This window comes from Streptomyces sp. NPDC028419 (assembly GCF_055565515.1).
On the sequence record NZ_JBVHUE010000013.1, the window covers coordinates 61,116 to 77,275 of the forward strand.

General features: G+C 74.8%; 14 protein-coding genes (1 of these 14 only partly in view). 9 read left to right on the forward strand and 5 right to left on the reverse strand.

Going from position 1 to position 16,160, the window contains the following annotated elements; all coding sequences use genetic code 11:
* Positions 1-101: 101 nt before the first annotated feature.
* Both ACZ4UB_RS17215 and ACZ4UB_RS17220 read right to left on the reverse strand, forming a co-directional pair.
* Entirely contained in the window at positions 102-974 is an 873-nt protein-coding gene (locus ACZ4UB_RS17215) for an undecaprenyl-diphosphate phosphatase (RefSeq protein WP_468070953.1), read from the reverse strand.
* A 48-nt stretch (positions 975-1,022) separates the two neighbouring features.
* A complete protein-coding gene (locus ACZ4UB_RS17220) occupies positions 1,023-1,742 on the reverse strand; it encodes a TVP38/TMEM64 family protein (RefSeq protein ID WP_468070955.1) in 720 nt (239 codons plus the stop codon).
* Between the two features lie 49 nt (positions 1,743-1,791).
* Here ACZ4UB_RS17220 and ACZ4UB_RS17225 point away from each other — a divergent pair, with 49 nt between their 5' ends.
* From ACZ4UB_RS17225 to ACZ4UB_RS17240, 4 genes are all read left to right on the forward strand, one after another.
* A complete protein-coding gene (locus ACZ4UB_RS17225; RefSeq protein ID WP_468070957.1) occupies positions 1,792-2,508 on the forward strand; it encodes a DNA alkylation repair protein in 717 nt (238 codons plus the stop codon).
* Between the two features lie 328 nt (positions 2,509-2,836).
* The gene (gene tuf / locus ACZ4UB_RS17230) at positions 2,837-4,018 is read left to right on the forward strand and encodes an elongation factor Tu (protein WP_468070959.1); all 1,182 of its coding nucleotides are present in this window, start codon (positions 2,837-2,839) and stop codon (positions 4,016-4,018) included.
* Positions 4,019-4,094: 76 nt separating this feature from the next.
* On the forward strand, positions 4,095-4,940 hold the full coding sequence (locus ACZ4UB_RS17235; RefSeq protein ID WP_468070961.1) for a patatin-like phospholipase family protein: 846 nt from the start codon (positions 4,095-4,097) through the stop codon (positions 4,938-4,940).
* A gap of 76 nt (positions 4,941-5,016) precedes the next feature.
* Entirely contained in the window at positions 5,017-5,808 is a 792-nt protein-coding gene (locus tag ACZ4UB_RS17240; RefSeq protein WP_468071119.1) for a spermidine synthase, read from the forward strand.
* Positions 5,809-5,841: 33 nt separating this feature from the next.
* On the opposite strand, the gene ACZ4UB_RS17245 is transcribed toward ACZ4UB_RS17240, so the two are convergent.
* Positions 5,842-7,182: an MFS transporter gene (locus ACZ4UB_RS17245; protein ID WP_468070963.1), complete on the reverse strand. Its 1,341-nt coding sequence runs from the start codon at positions 7,180-7,182 to the stop codon at positions 5,842-5,844.
* A 70-nt stretch (positions 7,183-7,252) separates the two neighbouring features.
* Positions 7,253-8,278, reverse strand: coding sequence for a DUF8017 domain-containing protein (locus ACZ4UB_RS17250; protein ID WP_468070965.1), 1,026 nt, complete (start codon positions 8,276-8,278; stop codon positions 7,253-7,255).
* A 96-nt stretch (positions 8,279-8,374) separates the two neighbouring features.
* On the opposite strand from ACZ4UB_RS17250, the gene ACZ4UB_RS17255 reads away from it, so the two are divergent.
* The 3 genes from ACZ4UB_RS17255 (at position 8,375) to ACZ4UB_RS17265 (ending at position 12,217) form a co-directional block, all read left to right on the forward strand.
* Entirely contained in the window at positions 8,375-8,827 is a 453-nt protein-coding gene (locus tag ACZ4UB_RS17255; RefSeq protein ID WP_468070967.1) for a DUF4442 domain-containing protein, read from the forward strand.
* Positions 8,828-8,983: 156 nt separating this feature from the next.
* A complete protein-coding gene (locus ACZ4UB_RS17260; RefSeq protein ID WP_468070969.1) occupies positions 8,984-11,503 on the forward strand; it encodes a beta-glucosidase in 2,520 nt (839 codons plus the stop codon).
* Between the two features lie 60 nt (positions 11,504-11,563).
* Positions 11,564-12,217: a DedA family protein gene (locus ACZ4UB_RS17265; protein WP_354382049.1), complete on the forward strand. Its 654-nt coding sequence runs from the start codon at positions 11,564-11,566 to the stop codon at positions 12,215-12,217.
* 84 nt (positions 12,218-12,301) lie between these two features.
* Here ACZ4UB_RS17265 and ACZ4UB_RS17270 read toward each other — a convergent pair whose 3' ends face one another.
* On the reverse strand, positions 12,302-12,847 hold the full coding sequence (locus ACZ4UB_RS17270) for a gamma carbonic anhydrase family protein (protein WP_468070971.1): 546 nt from the start codon (positions 12,845-12,847) through the stop codon (positions 12,302-12,304).
* 131 nt (positions 12,848-12,978) lie between these two features.
* Here ACZ4UB_RS17270 and ACZ4UB_RS17275 point away from each other — a divergent pair, with 131 nt between their 5' ends.
* A complete protein-coding gene (locus ACZ4UB_RS17275) occupies positions 12,979-13,779 on the forward strand; it encodes an acyltransferase (RefSeq protein ID WP_468070973.1) in 801 nt (266 codons plus the stop codon).
* Between the two features lie 313 nt (positions 13,780-14,092).
* Positions 14,093-16,160, forward strand: the beginning of a protein-coding gene (locus tag ACZ4UB_RS17280; RefSeq protein ID WP_468070975.1) for a Pls/PosA family non-ribosomal peptide synthetase. 2,231 nt of this gene lie beyond the right edge of the window; only the first 2,068 of its 4,299 coding nucleotides appear in the window; the start codon lies at positions 14,093-14,095; its stop codon lies beyond the right edge, outside the window.

Consider the following 16,160-nt stretch of genomic DNA (forward strand, 5'->3'; position numbering starts at 1 on the left):
ATCCTTTCTCTCTTTTTTTTCCCCCCCCCCCCCCCCCCCCCCCCCTGTCCCCCCCCCCCCCCCCCCCCCCCCCCCCCCCCCGCGTGCGGGTGCGCGGCGCGTCAGCCGGCGGACTCGCCCGCGTGCGGGCTCAGCACACCCATGCCGATCAGCGCGAACAGCACGATGCCCAGCAGGATCCGGTAGATCACGAAGGGCATGAAACTCTTCGTGGTGATGAACTTCATGAACCAGGCGATCACGGCGTAGCCGACCAGGAAGGCGATGACCGTCGCGAAGATCGTCGGCCCCCAGGAGACGTGCCCCTTGCCGAGGTCCTTCAACTCCATGCCGCCCGAGGCCAGTACGGCGGGGATGGCGAGGAGGAAGGAGTAACGGGCCGCCGCCTCGCGGGTGTAGCCCATCAGCAGACCGCCGGAGATGGTCGCGCCGGAGCGGGAGACGCCCGGGATCAGCGCCATCGCCTGCGCGACACCGAAGATCAGACCGTCCTTGACGCCCAGTTCCTTGAGCGTCTTGCGCTGCTTGACCACCCGGTGCTTGCCGCCCGTCTCGTCGCGCGAGGCCAGCCAGTCGGCGAAACCGAGGACGAGGCCCATCACGATCAAGGTCGTGGCGATCAGCCGCAGATCACGGAACGGGCCTTCGATCTGGTCCTTCAGCGAGATGCCGAGGACGCCGATCGGGATCGAGCCCACGATGACCAGCCAGCCCATCTGGGCGTTGTGGTCCGAGCGCAGCGCCCTGTTCGTCAGGGAACGGAACCAGGCGGAGATGATCCGCGCGATGTCCTTGCGGAAGTAGATCAGCACGGCGGTCTCGGTGCCGATCTGGGTGATGGCGGTGAACGCCGCTCCGGGATCGTGCCAGCCGGCGAAAGCCGCGGTCAGGCGCAGGTGGGCACTGGAGGAGATCGGGAGGAACTCCGTGAGGCCCTGGACGAGACCGAGGATTAGGGATTCGAACCAGCTCATGTCGGGGTGCGCTCGTCCTTGTGATCGTCGGGAAGTTCGCGTCCGATGCTAGGGCGTCCGGGTGACCCCGCCGACCACTGGGGTCTGCTGCGGCGTCAGGCCGCTCGTAGGGGGCGCAGCCAGCTTGTGCCTCTTGCGCCACGCGACGGCCGCGGCGAGCGCTCCGGAGACGGTGATGAAGCCCAGCGAGGCCAGGAAGACGGGCGAGGTGGGCGAGGAGGCGCTGCCCCCGGCGATCACGTAGGCCGCCGTGTTCGGGACGGTGCCGAGGGCCGTCGCCAGCAGGAACGGAACCCAGCCGCACCGCGAGATGGCGGCGATGTAGTTGGCGGCCGCGAAGGGCACCCCGGGGAAGATCCGCACCGCCAGCATCGATCGGAACCCGTGCCTGCTGAGCTGCCCGTCCGCCGCCAGCAGCCAGCGTCCGCGCAGCAGCGGCCGCAGGGCCCGCTGCCCCATGGCCCGGCCCAGACCGAAGGCCACGGCGGCGCCGAGCACCGTGCCGCCCACCGCGGCCACCAGGCCGAACTGCGCCCCGAAGACCGCCCCCGCGGCCAGGTTCAGCAGGGGGCGCGGCACGAACGCCGCCGTGCACAGCCCGTACACCGCCGCGAAGAGCAGGACCGCCGTGCCCAGCGGGAGCGAACCGGTCCAGCCCTGCGACAGCATCCGCTGGGGCTCGAACAGCAGCACGCACACGCCGGCCGCCACCAGCAGCACGACGAGCAGGGCCAGCCGGAACCAGGGCGCCAGAAGCAGGGGGGACATCCGCCGAGACTAGCCGACGGGCACGTCGGGGCGCCGTAATCTGGACCTCGTGCAGGCCAACGACCGGCGTCCCCCGGACGTCCCGCGCAGCGCGCTCGCGGACGCCCTGCTGGCCGGGCTGACCGCGGCGTACCCGGCCGCCGCCGATCCGGACCGGGCCCGCGCCATGGCCGCCTACATGAAGGACGTCTCGCCCTTCCTCGGGATCCCCACGCCGCTGCGCCGCGAGCTCACCCGGGCCGTGACGAAGGACACCCCGGCGCCCACGGAGGCCGACTGCGCCGCGCTCGCCCTGCGCTGCTGGCGGCTGCCGGAGCGCGAGTACCGCTACGCGGCCGTGGACTACCTGCGCCGCCACGTGAAGCGCTGCGGCTCCGGCTTCCTGCCCGTGGTGCGGCACCTGATCGTCACCGACCCCTGGTGGGACACGGTGGATCTGCTGGCCGCGCACGTGGTGGGGCCGCTGGTGGCCGCCGATCCCGCGCTGGGCGCGGTGATGGACCAGTGGATCGGGGACGACGACCTCTGGCTCGCCCGGACCGCGCTGCTGCACCAGCTCGCCTACAAGGGCGCCACCGACGCGGACCGGCTCTTCGCGTACTGCCGTCGCCGGGCGGGCCACCCGGACTTCTTCGTCCGCAAGGCGATCGGCTGGAGCCTGCGCGAGTACGCCAGGACCGACCCGGACGCGGTCCGCGCCTTCGTCGGCGCCCACCGCGCCGAGCTGGCGCCGCTGTCGGTGCGCGAGGCGCTCAAGAACCTCTGATCACGCGGCCGTTCGACACCGCGTCCCGTTAATTCGTTCGACGCGCCGGCGCCGCTGGGACAGGATCGGTCCCATGTTCCGGCACCCCTTCCCCGCAGCGCCGTCCGCAGTCGCGGACGCGCCGAAGGCTGCCGCCGTGGACATCGCACTCATCGCAGCGGACGTCGCATCCGCACCCGCGGCGCCCTTCGGCGGCGCACGAAGCTGACCCTTCCCGGATCGTCCGGCGGACCCCGCAGGGGGAGGGTCGGCAGGATCCAGGGGTCCCGTTCCAGGCTTCCGGTCGCCTTCTGACACCGGAAACGACGCGAAAAAACGGGAAACAGTCATGGCCAAGACGGCCTTCGTGCGGACCAAGCCGCACCTCAACATCGGCACCATGGGTCACGTCGACCACGGCAAGACCACCCTCACCGCCGCCATCACCAAGGTCCTCGCCGAGCGCGGGGGAGCGTCCTACGTGCCCTTCGACCGGATCGACCGGGCGCCGGAGGAGGCGCGGCGCGGGATCACCATCAACCTCTCGCACGTCGAGTACGAGACGGACACCCGCCACTACGCCCACGTCGACATGCCCGGTCACGCCGACTACGTGAAGAACATGGTGACCGGCGCGGCCCAGCTCGACGGCGCGATCCTCGTCGTCTCCGCGCTCGACGGGGTCATGCCGCAGACCGCCGAGCACGTCCTGCTCGCCCGCCAGGTCGGCGTCGACCACATCGTCGTCGCCCTGAACAAGGCCGACGCCGGGGACCCCGAGCTGATCGACCTGGTCGAGCTGGAGGTCCGCGAGCTGCTGAGCGCCCACGGGTACGGGGGCGACACCGCCCCCGTGGTCCGGGTCTCCGGGTTGGGGGCGCTGGAGGGCGACCCGCAGTGGACCGGGGCGGTCCTGGCGCTCCTGGACGCCGTGGACACCTACGTACCGATGCCGGTGCGCTACACGGACGCGCCGTTCCTGCTGCCGGTGGAGAACGTCCTGACCATTACCGGGCGGGGCACGGTCGTCACCGGCGCCGTCGAGCGCGGCACCGTCCGCATGGGCGACCGGGTCGTGCTGCTCGGCGCCGCCGGGGAGCCGGTCGAGACGGTGGTCACCGGCCTGGAGACCTTCGGCAAGCCGATGGACTCCGCCGAGGCCGGGGACAACGTCGCCGTCCTGCTGCGGGGCGTGCACCGCGACGGGATCCGCCGCGGCGACGTGGTCGCGGCCCCGGGCAGCGTGGCGCCGCGCCGGCGCTTCACCGCCCAGGTGTACGTCCTGTCCGCCCGGGAGGGCGGCCGGACCACGCCACTGACCAGCGGATACCGGCCACAGTTCTACGTCCGCACCGCCGACGTCGTGGGGGACGTGGACCTGGGCGAGGCGGGGCTCGCCCGGCCGGGGGAGACGGTCGCCATGACCGTCGAGCTGGGCCGGGACGTGCCGCTGGAAGCGGGGCTCGGCTTCGCGATCCGGGAGGGCGGGCGGACGGTCGGTGCCGGAACGGTGACGTCCGTTCTCGGCTGACCCGAAGGCCACCGTGGTGACGGCAGCCCGCCTGCGGCAGACTGCCGTCACCACACACGGATGAGCGGGGGCTGCGATGAGCGGCGAGACGGCGCTGGTGCTCGGCGGCGGAGGGCTGACCGGGGTCGGCTGGGAAGCCGGGATCATCTACGGGCTCGCCGAGGCGGGCATCGACCTGTCCGCCGCGGAACTCGTCGTCGGCACCTCCGCGGGCTCCGTCGTCGGCGCCCAGCTGACCTCAGGCCTGCTGACCCCGCGCGAGCTGTACGAGCGCCAGCTCGCCGGAGCGGGCGGCGAGATCCCGGCCAAGATGGGCGCCGGGCTCGTCGCCCGCTACGCCGTCGCCATGATGCGGGCCAGGGACGCCACGGCCTACCGGCGCCGGGTCGGCGAGATCGCGCTGGCCGCCGACACCGGGGACGAGGGGGCCCGGCGCAAGGTGCTGGAAGCGCGGCTGGTCTCCCACCAGTGGCCCGAGCGGCGGTTCGTGGTCACCGCGGTGGACGCGCGGACCGGGGCCGCCGCCGACTTCGACCGGCACAGCGGGGTCGGCCTCGTCGACGCCGTCTCGGCGAGCTGCGCGGTGCCGGGGGTGTGGCCCCCGGTGAGCGTCGGGGAGCGGCGCTACGTCGACGGGGGCGTGCGGTCGGCCGCCAACGCGGACGTGGCGACGGGCTACCGGCGCGTGGTGGTCCTCGCGCCCATGGCGATGGGCACCGGGGTCTCGCCCTCGCCCGGCACGCAGGTCGAGCGGCTGCGCGCGGACGGTTCCAAGGTGCTGCTGATCACCCCGTCCGCCGAGGCCCGCAAGGTCTTCGGGCGCAACGTGCTGGACCCGGCCCGGCGGGCCCCGGCGGCCCGGGCGGGCCTCGCCCAGGCCGCCGCGCACGCGGCCGAGGCGGCGGCCGTCTGGACCCTCTGAGCTGCCCGACAATGGTGGGGTGGACGACGAACAGATCCCGGTGATCCGGGACGTGGGCCAGGGCACCGCCAAGCTGATGCCGGACGTGGACCGACGGCGGGCCTGGCTGCTGACGGTGGACGGGGCCCCGCAGTCGTATGTGGACCTCGACGATCCGCACCACCTGGAGTTCGAGTACGTGCGCCGGCTCGCGCACGTCCTGGACTGCGCGGCCGGCCCGGGCGCTCCGCTGGACCTGCTGCACCTCGGCGGCGGGGCGCTGACGCTGCCCCGCTACGCCGCCGCCACCCGGCCCGGCTCCCGGCAGCAGGTCGTCGACTTCGACCGGGGGCTGCTGGAGCTGGTCGCCGAGCACCTGCCGCTGCCCGCGGGGGCCGGGATCGAGCTGCACGCGGCCGACGCGCGGGCCTGGCTGGAGGCCGCGCCCGCGGCGAGCGCGGACGTGCTGGTGGCCGACGTGTTCGGGGGCTCGCGGGTGCCGGCCCAGCTGACCTCGGTGGAGTACGCGCGCGAGGCGGCCCGGGTCCTGCGGCCCGGCGGGACCTACGTGGCCAATCTGGCCGACGGGGCGCCCTTCGGGTTCCTGCGCGGGCAGTTGGCGAACTTCGCCACCGTCTTCCCGGAGCTGGCGCTGATCGCGGAACCGGGAGTGCTGCGCGGACGCCGGTTCGGCAACGCCGTGCTGGTGGGCTCCGCCCGGGAGCTGCCGGTGGCGGCCCTGGCGCGGGCGTGCGCGGCGGACGCCTTCCCGGCCCGGGTGGAGTACGGGGCGGGGGTGGCGAAGCTGGCCGGGCGGGCCGCGATCGTGCGGGACGCCGATGCGGTGGCCTCGCCGGAGCCGCCCGAGGGAGCCTTCAGCATCGGCTGAGCCGCGCGGCCGCTCCCCGCCGGACGCGCGCCCTCACTCGGCCGCGCTCCCGGCCTTGGACTGCACGGTCTCCGCGGGCTTCGCGGCCTCCACGGCCTCCGCGGGCCGGCCCGCGGCCGGCAGCGCGGGCACGGGCTTGCGGGTCAGCCGGCGGACGTCGGGGACGGTGAGGACGGCGGCCGTCACGATGACGACCAGGGCCGCGCAGCCCCAGAGCGCGTGGGTGCGCCCGACGACCGATTCGACCGGACCCGCGAGGGCGGTGGCGACGGGCAGCATCGAGATGGAGCCGAACCAGTCGTAGGCGGAGACACGGGAGAACTTCTCCTCCGGGATCTCCTGGTGCATCGTGGTCATCCAGTTGACGCCGAACACCTCGATGGCCAGCCCGCTGACCAGCATCACCAGGCACAGCCCCCAGGTCGGCAGAGGGACCGCCAACCCCGCCGACGGCAGCGCCAGCGGGAACACGCACAGCGTGCCCACCAGCAGCAGCCGGCGCGGCTTCCACACCATCATCAGGATGGCTCCGCCCAGCGTGCCGACCCCGAAGGCGGCCAGGGCCAACCCCCAGGGGGCGGGGCCGCCGAGGTGCTCCCGGGCGACCAGCGGCCCGTAGACCGCCTCGGCCGCGCCGACGACGGCGACGACGACGGAGAACTGGAGCACGATGCTCCACAGCCAGGGGCGGCTGCGGAACTCGACCCAGCCGTCGCGCAGATCGCCCACCAGGCTGCCGCCGGGCTCCCTGGGGGCGATGTGTCGGACGTCGAGGAAGGCGCGCAGGGCCCCCGCCAGCGCGAAGGCGACCGCGTCGACCGCGAGGACCCAGCCGGGGCCCATCGCGGCGATCATGGCTCCGCCGAGCGCGGCGCCGCCGATGCCCGCGCCGTTCACCGCCATCCGGAAGAGCGCGAAGGCCCGGTTCGCGTGCTCGCCCGAGACGCTGGAGAGCAGCATGCCCTCGGCGGCCGGGCTGAAGAAGGCGGTGCCGGTGCCGCACAGCGCGGTGAGCAGCATCATCTGCCACAGCTGCGGGTCCCCGGCGAGGACGAGCACGGCGAAGGCGCCCTGCGAGACGCAGTTGAGGGCGTTGGCCGCCACCATCACCCGGTGGCGCGGTATCCGGTCGGCGATGGCGCCGCCGATGAGCAGGAAGAGGACCAGGGGGAGCGTACGGGCGGCGGTCACCAGACCGACGTCCCCGCTCGAACCGCCCGCCTCCAGCACGGCGAAGGCGGAGGCGATGAGCGCGCCGTTGCTCCCGAGGTTGGTCACCACCGCCGCGCCCGTCAGCAACGTGTAGTTGCGTCCCGCCCAGGCGGGACGGTGACGGCGCGCGGACGCAGGACCGGGGGCGGGGCGGTAGCTCACCCCCGGACTATCCCCGCCCCGGGCCGGGAATCCAAACCGATTAACGGTCCGGGGGCGGAGGAGCGGGAGGTCATCCCGTGGTGAGCCGGACCGAGCTGAGGATCTTCTCGTAGACCTCGGGCTTGACCTCGTCGGGGACGTTGGCCGGGCCGTAGAGCACCCAGCTGGAGAAGTCGCCGTTCGCGGTCTTGAAGCTGAAGGCGATGGACTTGCCGTCGGTGTCGCACTTGTTCTTCTTGGGCAGGCCGCTGACGGTCGCGGTGTCCATGTGCCCCTTGAGGCCGGACAGGGTCGTGTACTCCTTGGCCGTGCCCACCTTCACGGTGCCCTTGGGCGCCTTCTGCGCGTAGGCGGCGAAGACCCAGTTGCCGGCCTCGTTGTAGGCCGCCTCGGCGGTGTCCTTGGCGCCCTGGCCGCCCTTGGTGCCGGTGGTGGCCAGGGCGGTCGATTCCTCCTTGCCGTTCTTGTCGGAGTCGACCTTGCACCACTCGCCCTTGTACTCCGCGGGCGCGGACATGCTCAGGAGCGGCGAGCCGTCGTTCTTGGACTCGTCGGTGATGCCGTACGTCATGCCCGAGCCGTCGACCTTCCAGTCCGCCGGGACGTCGAAGGCGGTCCCGTACTTCGGGTTGACGACCACCTTCCAGCCGGGGATCACGGGGGCGACGTCGCCGCCCGCGCGCGGGTTGCCGGTCGGCGCGGGCGGCGGGACCGGGGCGGGCGAGCTGGCGGCGGGCTTGTCGTCGGCCACGTCCTTCTTGGTGTTGTCGTCCCTGGTCAGGACGAAGGCTCCGGTGACGGCCGCGGCCACCACGACCGCGGAGGCGGCCACGATGGCGACGGTCTTCGTCGCGAAGGGGCTCGACCCCTTGCCCCCCTGCGCGGGCTCCTGCGGGTGGGGCGGTGCCTGCCCCCACGGCTGGGTCGGCGGGGGCTGTTGGTAGCCCGGTTGCGGGTACCCGTAGCCGGGCTGCTGCTCCGCGTACCCCGGCTGCTGGTACGGGTTCGGCTGTCCCGGCTGTTGCTGGTACGGGTTGTTCTGCGCATCCTGCGCGTTCTGCTCGCCCCCGGGCGGCTGCTGCTGTCCTGGCCACATGGCCGGTAACGATAGTGGGAGCGGGACGCGGGAACCACGGCCGGTCCCGTTACGGCTCTGGTCAAGCCCATCTACTCGCGGGTAACATCGCTCGTCATGAGCGCAGACCAGATGAACGTGGGCGAACTGCTCGCCGCGACCGTGCCGATGGCCAAGACCCTGAACCTCCAGTTCCTGGAGACCACCCCCGAGCGCGCGGTCGTCCGCCTGCCCGACCAGCCGGAGTTCCACAACCACGTCGGCGGCCCGCACGCCGGCGCCATGTTCACCCTCGCCGAGTCCGCGAGCGGCGCGATCGTGCTGGCGGCCTTCGGGGACCAGCTCTCGCGCGCCGTGCCGCTCGCCGTCCGGGCCGAGATCGGCTACAAGAAGCTGGCCAAGGGCGTCGTCACGGCCACCGCCACCCTCGGCCGCCCGGCGGCCGACGTGATCGCCGAACTCGACGCGGGCGGCCGCCCCGAGTTCCCCGTGACCGTCGCCATCCAGCGCGAGGACGAGGCCGTGACCGGCGAGATGACGGTCGTCTGGACGCTGCGCCCCAACGCCTGAGTCCCGGCCCCGAACCCGGCCCGGATACGTCCCATCAGTGGAAGGGCGCCCCGCCGAGGGCGCGTCCCGGCGGGGTCGGGGGTCGCGTGGCGCACAGTGGGCCGGGGGCGGTCCGGCGCGGGCCGCCCCGCCCACTGCCGCTTCCAGGGAGCCCCCATGAGCGAGGCCGTGTCCCGCCGTACCGCCATCAGGCTGCTGGGCGCGGCGGGCGCCGCCCTCGGTGCGGGCGGCTGCGTCCCCCAGGTGCCCCCGCGCTCGGGGGCCCGTACGGCGGCCCGGGCGAGCGCGGCCGGCGCCACCGCCCGGCCCGGCACCGGCGCCCGGGTCGACGCCCTGCTGGAGCGGCTGACCCTGGAGGAGAAGACCTCGCTGCTGCACGGCGCCGTGGACCCCGCCCCGCTCGGTCAGGCGGGATACGTGCCCGGCGTACCGCGCCTGGGCATCCCGCCGCTGCGGCTCGCCGACGGACCGGCCGGGGTACGGGTGGCCCGCCCGGCGACCGCGCTGCCCGCGCCCGTCATGCTGGCCAGCGCCTTCGACCCCGCCCTCGCCCGCGCCTACGGCCGCGTCATCGGCCGCGAGGGCCGCGCCCTGGGCCAGGACGTGCTGCTGTCGCCCATGGCCAACCTGATCCGCACCCCCTACGCCGGCCGCAACTTCGAGACCTACTCCGAAGACCCGCGGCTGACCGCCGACCTGGTCGCGGAGGTGGTCCGCGGCATCCAGGACGAAGGGCTGATCGCCACCGTCAAGCACTTCGCCCTCAACAACCAGGAGAAGGGCCGCGACACCATCGACGCGGTCGCCACCGAACAGACCCTGCACGAGACGGAGCTGCGCGGCTTCGAGGCCGCCGTCGCGGCCGGCGCCGGCTCGGTGATGGGCGCGTACAACAAGGTCAACGGCACCTACGCCTGCGAGAACAAGCCGCTGCTCAACGAGCTGCTGCGCGGGCGCTGGGGGTTCGACGGCTGGGTGATGTCCGACTGGCAGGCCACCCACAGCACCGTCGCGGCCGTCACCGCGGGCCTCGACATGGAGATGCCCGCCGGGTCCCACTTCGGCGAACCGCTGCGCGAGGCCGTGCGCGCCGGATCCGTGCCGGAGCACGCCGTGGACCTCGCGGTGCGCCGGGTGCTCAGCACCATGGCCCGCTTCGGCCTGCTGGAGGCGTCCCCCGCGCCCCGCCCGGCCCGCGATCCCGCCGCCGGCGCCGCGGTCGCCCGGCGGGTCGCGGTCGCCGGCGCGGTCCTGCTGCGCAACGAGAAGGCGGCCCTGCCGCTGACCGGGGCCGCCGCCCGCTCCCTCGCCGTCATCGGGCCCACCGGCCAGGTGCCCTTCGTCAGCGGCGGCGGCAGCGCCCACGTCGTCCCCGACCGGGACCGGGCCGCGAGCCCGCTGGCCGCGATCCGCACCCGCGCCGGCAAGGGGGCCGAGGTCCGCCACGCCCTCGGCGAGGACCTGTACGGGCGCCCGCTGCCCGCGGGCCTGTTGACCCCGGCCGCCACCCTGGACGACCAGGTCGTGGACGCGGGCAAGGAGCACCACTACGAGGGCGCCTTCACCCTCCGCGAGGCCGACGAGTGGACCCTGCTCGTCCACTACACCGGCAAGCGCCCCGACGTGCGCCTCGACGGCGAGGAGGTCTTCCCCGTCCGGCAGGGCGTGGCCGAGTACTTCGCGGGCGGGCTGCTCGGCGCCGCCCCCGACGGGCTCACCGTGCGCCGCCGTACGCTCGCCCTCGCGCCCGGGACCCACAGGCTCACCGTCGGCGCCCACGGCGGCGACCGGGGCGCGCGCTTCCGGCTGCGCCACACCACCCGGGCGAGCCGGGCCGCCGACGTGGCCGAGGCGGTACGGGTGGCCGCGGCGGCCCACAGCGTGGTCCTGTTCGCCTACGAGGACGCGACCGAGGGCAGCGACCGGACCGGCCTGGGGCTGCCCGGCGGCCAGGCACGGCTGATCGAGGCGGTCGCCGCGGCCAACCCGCGCACCACCGTGGTCCTCAACACGTCCTCGTCGACCGCCATGCCCTGGCTCGCGCGGACCGCCGCCGTGCTGCAGATGTACTACCCGGGCCAGGAGGGCGCGGGCGCCACCGCCGACGTGCTGTTCGGCGACGCCGACCCCGGCGGCCGGCTCACCCAGACCTTCCCCGCCGACGAGCGCTCCACCCCGGTCGGCGCGGACCCGGTGCGCTACCCGGGGGTCGGCGGGCGCCAGGAGTACAGCGAGGGCGTCCACGTGGGCCACCGCTGGTACGACGCGGAACGGGTGGCCCCGCTCTTCCCCTTCGGCCACGGCCTCTCCTACACCACCTGGCACTACGAGAAGCTGACCGTACGGCCCCGGGGCACCGGGCTGCGGGTGGAGTTCACCGTGCGCAACACCGGCCGCCGCGCGGGCACGGACGTGGCGCAGGTGTACCTCGGCCCCTCGCCGGACCTCACGCTCGACCAACCCGTCCGCGCCCTGGCCGGCTACCGGCGGATCAGCCTCGCCCCCGGCCGCTCCCAGCGGATCGCCGTCGATCTCGACGCCCGCACGCTGTCCTCCTGGGACGCGGGACCGCACGCCTGGGTCGTGGGCACCGGACGGCGGGAGGTGTGGGTGGGGCGCTCCTCGCGGGAACTGCCCCTGAGGGCGGCCGCGGTGGTGCGCGGGGCGGGCCGGTAGGCTGGCGGGTCGGTGCGCCACAGGGGGCGCGCCGCGACCACGCTGCGGGAGGACGTACCGGTGCACATCCAGGAATGGCTGGAGACCATCCCGGCGGTGAGTGTCTATCTGCTGGTCGGCCTGGTCATCGGGTTGGAGAGCGTGGGCATCCCACTGCCCGGAGAGATCGTCCTGGTCAGCGCGGCCCTGCTCGCCTCGCAGAACGGCGGCATCGACCCGGTGGTGCTGGGCGCCTGCGCGAGCGCGGGCGCGATCATCGGGGACTCGATCGGCTACGCGATCGGCCGCAAGGGCGGCAAGCCGCTGCTGGCCCGGCTCGGGCGGCGCTTCCCCCGGCACTTCGGGGAGCACCACGTCGCGATGGCCGAGCGGTCCTTCGAGAAGTGGGGCATGTGGGCCGTCTTCTTCGGGCGGTTCGTGGCGCTGCTGCGGATCTTCGCGGGGCCGCTGGCGGGCGTGCTGCGGATGCCGTACTGGAAGTTCCTGATCGCCAACGTGCTCGGCGGGATCATCTGGGCGGGCGGCACCACGGCGGTCATCTACTACATCGGGATCGTCGCGGAGGCCTGGCTGAAGCGGTTCTCCTGGCTGGGGCTGGTGGCGGCCGTGCTGATCGGGCTCACCTCCATGCTGGTGCTGCGCAGCCGGGCCAAGAAGGCGGCGGCGCAGGCCGAGACGAGGGTGACGGCCGAGACGACGGTCGTGACCGACTGAAGGCCGGACCGAAGGCCCCGGGTGAAGGCCCGGGCGGGCGCGGCCGCCGTGGCCGCCGGGCCCGCCCGGGACACCACGGCTCGGCTACGCGAGGTCCCGGGCGGCCGCGCGGTGCTGCTTCGCCAGCTCGACGTACATCGTCGCGTTCAGGCTGATGCCCGCCCGCTCCTCGTCCGTCAGCGGGCGCCGGACCTTCGCCGGCACGCCCGCGACGAGGGAACCCGGCGGGACGACCATGCCCTGGGGCACCAGGGCCTGGGCGGCGACCAGGGAACCCGCCCCGATCACCGCGCCGTTGAGGACGGTGGCGCCCATGCCGATCAGGCAGTCGTCCTCGACGGTGCAGCCGTGCACCACCGCGTTGTGGCCGATGGAGACGCGCGCGCCGATGGTCACGGGGAAGCCGGGGTCGACGTGGACCGTGCAGTTGTCCTGGACGTTGCTGTCCGCGCCGAGCACGATCGGCCCGCAGTCGGCCCGCAGCACCGCGGAGTACCAGATGCTCGCCCCGGCGGCGAGGCTCACGTCGCCGACGACGACCGACGTCGGCGCGGTGAACGCCTCCGGGTGGATGGCCGGCTTCTTCCCGCCGACACCGGCGACGAATGCCTGGTCCGCCTGAAACGTCATGTTCTCTTCCTCTGCTTCCGGATGCCGCGCTCCTCGCACCGTAGGCCACGCCCGCGGCCGGTCGACCGATGGGGTGAAGATCACAGGAGGGCCGTCCGGACGCCCGGGGCGCGGCCCACTACCGTGGCCGGGTGCCGAAGAACAGAAACACGTTCTCATCCGTCTCGCCCGCGGAGGTCCGGGCGGCCGTGACCGCCCTGCGCCGCCGGGCCGCGAGCCGGATCGTCCACGCGGGCTGGCGCTGGGCGCAGCGGGCCGGCGCGGTCACCGCGCAGGCGCCCGGGCGGCTGCGCTTCGGCGCCATCGGCGAGGGCACCAGGCTGGCCTTCCCCCAGGGCACCGTCTTCGGCGAACGCTGGATCCACCTGGGCGAGCACTGCATCATCGCCGAGCAGGTCACCCTGACCGCCGGGATGATGCCGGACCTCGACCTCGGCCGGGACCCGATGCTGGTCCTCGGCAACGGCGTGGTGCTCGGTCGGGGGAGCCATGTCATCGCGGACACCCGGATCACCATCGGATCGGACACCTTCTGCGGGCCCGGGGTCTACATCACCTCCACCAACCACAGTTACGACGACCCGCACGAGCCCGTCGGCAAGCAGTGGCCGCGCAGCGCGCCGGTGGAGATCGGCCCGGGTTGCTGGCTCGGCACCGGCGCCGTGGTCCTCCCCGGCGCCCGGCTCGGCCGCAACGTGGTGGTGGCCGCGGGGGCCGTCGTCCGCGGGGAGGTGCCCGACCACGCCGTCGTCGCCGGGGCGCCGGCCCGGATCGTGCGGCGCTGGGAACCGGAGACGGGCTGGCAGCCGCCGCTGCGCACCCCGGCCCCGGTGCCGATACCGGAAGGGGTGACTCCCGCGCAACTGCGCGCGCTGGAGGAAGCCGAACGTATCGCCGAGTCCCGCGCGATCGGAACGCCCACGGCCCCCTGATCGGGCGCGATGCGGGCGGAACGGGTGAGTCCGATACCGAACGTCAGCCCAGCGATTGTCCAAATCCTCCCCACGGGTCGCCGATGCGGGAGGACGTCCGGGACGCGCGGCGCGGGGCGCGATCCCGCCCGCGGCAAGGGTTTTGACGCGCCGTTGGGGTTCGAGACGCCCTGTTCGATTTGCGGAACGGTGGCTTCCGGGCGGTGAACCGGACACCCGTGGCCGGTATCTGTGGATGCGTGCGGGCGGCGCCGGAGGCAGGCGCTCGGCCGTGCAGAATACGCACGTCACACAGCCGAATAGAGGCGCACCGATGCCATCCCACCCGTCCGGCCCCCCACCCCGCCCGGCCTCCGCCGACACGGCGCGGGGCGCGTGTCACTTCGGTGCGCCCCCCGCCCCCGCACGCACGCTCCTCGACGTCCTGGACGCCACCGCGGCCGCCCACCCCGGGGCCCTCGCCCTGGACACCGGCGCCGAACGCCTCGACTACCGGCGGCTGACCGCCGAGGTCGCCGCCCGGGCCGAACGACTGCGCCGCGCCGGGGCCGGGGCGGGGGACCGGATCGGGATCCGGGTGCCCTCCGGCGGCGCGGAGCTCTACCTGGCGGTCCTGTCCGTGCTGCGCTGCGGCGCCGCCTACGTCCCGGTGGACGCGGACGACCCCGACGAGCGGGCCGCGACCGTCTTCCGCGAGGCGGGTGTCTGCCTGGTCCTCGGCGCGGACGGCGAGGTCGCGCCCGGCGCCGTACCGCCCGCCGGGGCCGCCGGTGGGGCCCGCCGGGCGGTCCGCCCGCAGGACGACGCGTGGATCATCTTCACCTCGGGCTCCACGGGCGCCCCCAAGGGCGTGGCCGTCAGCCACCGCAGTGCCGCCGCGTTCGTCGACGCCGAGGCCGGGCTGTTCCTGCGGGAGCGCCCGCTCGGCCCCGGTGACCGGGTGCTCGCCGGGCTCTCGGTGGCCTTCGACGCCTCCTGCGAGGAGATGTGGCTGGCCTGGCGCCACGGCGCCTGCCTGGTCCCGGCCCCGCGGGCGCTCGTGCGCGCCGGGCACGAGCTGGGCCCCTGGCTCGTCGACCGGGCCGTCACCGTGGTCTCGACCGTGCCCACGCTCGCCGCGCTCTGGCCCGCCGACTGCCTGGACCGGGTCCGGCTGCTCATCGTCGGCGGCGAAGCCTGCCCGGCCGAGCTCGTCGACCGCTTCGCGACCGGCGGGCGCGAGATGTGGAACACCTACGGGCCCACCGAGACCACCGTCGTGGCGTGCGCCGCCCGGCTGCGGCCGGGCGAGCCCGTACGCATCGGGCTGCCCCTGGACGGCTGGGACCTGGCCGTCGTCGACGAGGCGGGGGAGCCCGTCGCGCCCGGCGCCGAGGGCGAGCTGGTCATCGCCGGCGCCGGCGTCGCCCGCTACCTCGACCCGGTCAAGGACGCGGAGCGCTTCCGGCCCTGCGCGGCGCTGGACGCCGCCCGCGCCTACCGCACCGGCGACCTCGTGCTGGCGGACCCCGCGGGGCTGGTCTTCACCGGGCGGGCCGACGACCAGATCAAGCTCGGCGGCCGCCGGGTGGAACTCGGCGAGATCGACGCCGCCCTGAGCGCCCTGCCCGGGGTGCTCGGCGCCGCCGCGGCCGTGCACGTCACCCCGGCCGGCGGCCAGGTGCTCGCCGGGTACGTCGTCCCCGCGCCCGGCTACGACCGCGCCCGGGCCCGGGAGGCCCTGGCCCGGGCGCTGCCCGCGGCGCTGGTGCCCGTACTGGCCGAGATCGCCGAACTGCCCACCCGCACCTCCGGCAAGGTCGACCGCGAGGCCCTGCCGTGGCCCCTGCCGGAATCCGCGCAGACGGCGGGTGGCGCGGGCGGGCCCGGTGGGGCCGAGCCGCTGGACCGCGCGGCCGTCTCGGGCGCCTCGGGGGCGTCGGAGGCGGCGCGGGCCGTGGGGTCGGAGCCGCTCGGGGCGGTCGCCGCGGAGCTCGCCGACCTGTGGGCGCAGCTGCTCGGCAGCCGCCCCGGGCCCGGATCCGACTTCGTCGCCCTGGGCGGCACCAGCCTGACGGCCGCGCGCATGGCGTCGCGGCTGCGCGAGCGGTACCCCGGAGTGTCGGTCGCGGACCTCTACCGGAACCCGGTGCTGCGTGACATGGCCGCACACCTGGAGGGCCTCGCCCCCGGCGGCGCGGCGAAGGGGGCGGCCTCGGGCCCGGCCGCGGCGACCTCCCGGTGCGCATCCTCCCCGTCGGCGTCCCCGCCGGGGTCGGTCGGGGGCGCGGCCCCGACGCCGCCGCTGCGGCGGCGCCCCGGCGCGGCCCAGATCCCCGTCCAGTGTGCCCTGTTCCGCGGGCCCAGGCTGCGCGGGCTGGGCGCCCCAGACCGGAAGAAAG

Excerpts from the sequence above, each read along its gene's own strand:
- ACZ4UB_RS17240 (WP_468071119.1), top strand. The coding sequence starts at position 5,017 with ATGCCGGACGTGGACCGACGGCGGGCCTGGCTGCTGACGGTGGACGGG.
- ACZ4UB_RS17235 (WP_468070961.1), top strand. The coding sequence starts at position 4,095 with ATGAGCGGCGAGACGGCGCTGGTGCTCGGCGGCGGAGGGCTGACCGGG.
- ACZ4UB_RS17270 (WP_468070971.1), bottom strand. The coding sequence starts at position 12,847 with ATGACGTTTCAGGCGGACCAGGCATTCGTCGCCGGTGTCGGCGGGAAG.
- ACZ4UB_RS17215 (WP_468070953.1), bottom strand. The coding sequence starts at position 974 with ATGAGCTGGTTCGAATCCCTAATCCTCGGTCTCGTCCAGGGCCTCACG.
- ACZ4UB_RS17260 (WP_468070969.1), top strand. The coding sequence starts at position 8,984 with ATGAGCGAGGCCGTGTCCCGCCGTACCGCCATCAGGCTGCTGGGCGCG.
- tuf (WP_468070959.1), top strand. The coding sequence starts at position 2,837 with ATGGCCAAGACGGCCTTCGTGCGGACCAAGCCGCACCTCAACATCGGC.
- ACZ4UB_RS17220 (WP_468070955.1), bottom strand. The coding sequence starts at position 1,742 with ATGTCCCCCCTGCTTCTGGCGCCCTGGTTCCGGCTGGCCCTGCTCGTC.
- ACZ4UB_RS17255 (WP_468070967.1), top strand. The coding sequence starts at position 8,375 with ATGAGCGCAGACCAGATGAACGTGGGCGAACTGCTCGCCGCGACCGTG.
- ACZ4UB_RS17250 (WP_468070965.1), bottom strand. The coding sequence starts at position 8,278 with ATGTGGCCAGGACAGCAGCAGCCGCCCGGGGGCGAGCAGAACGCGCAG.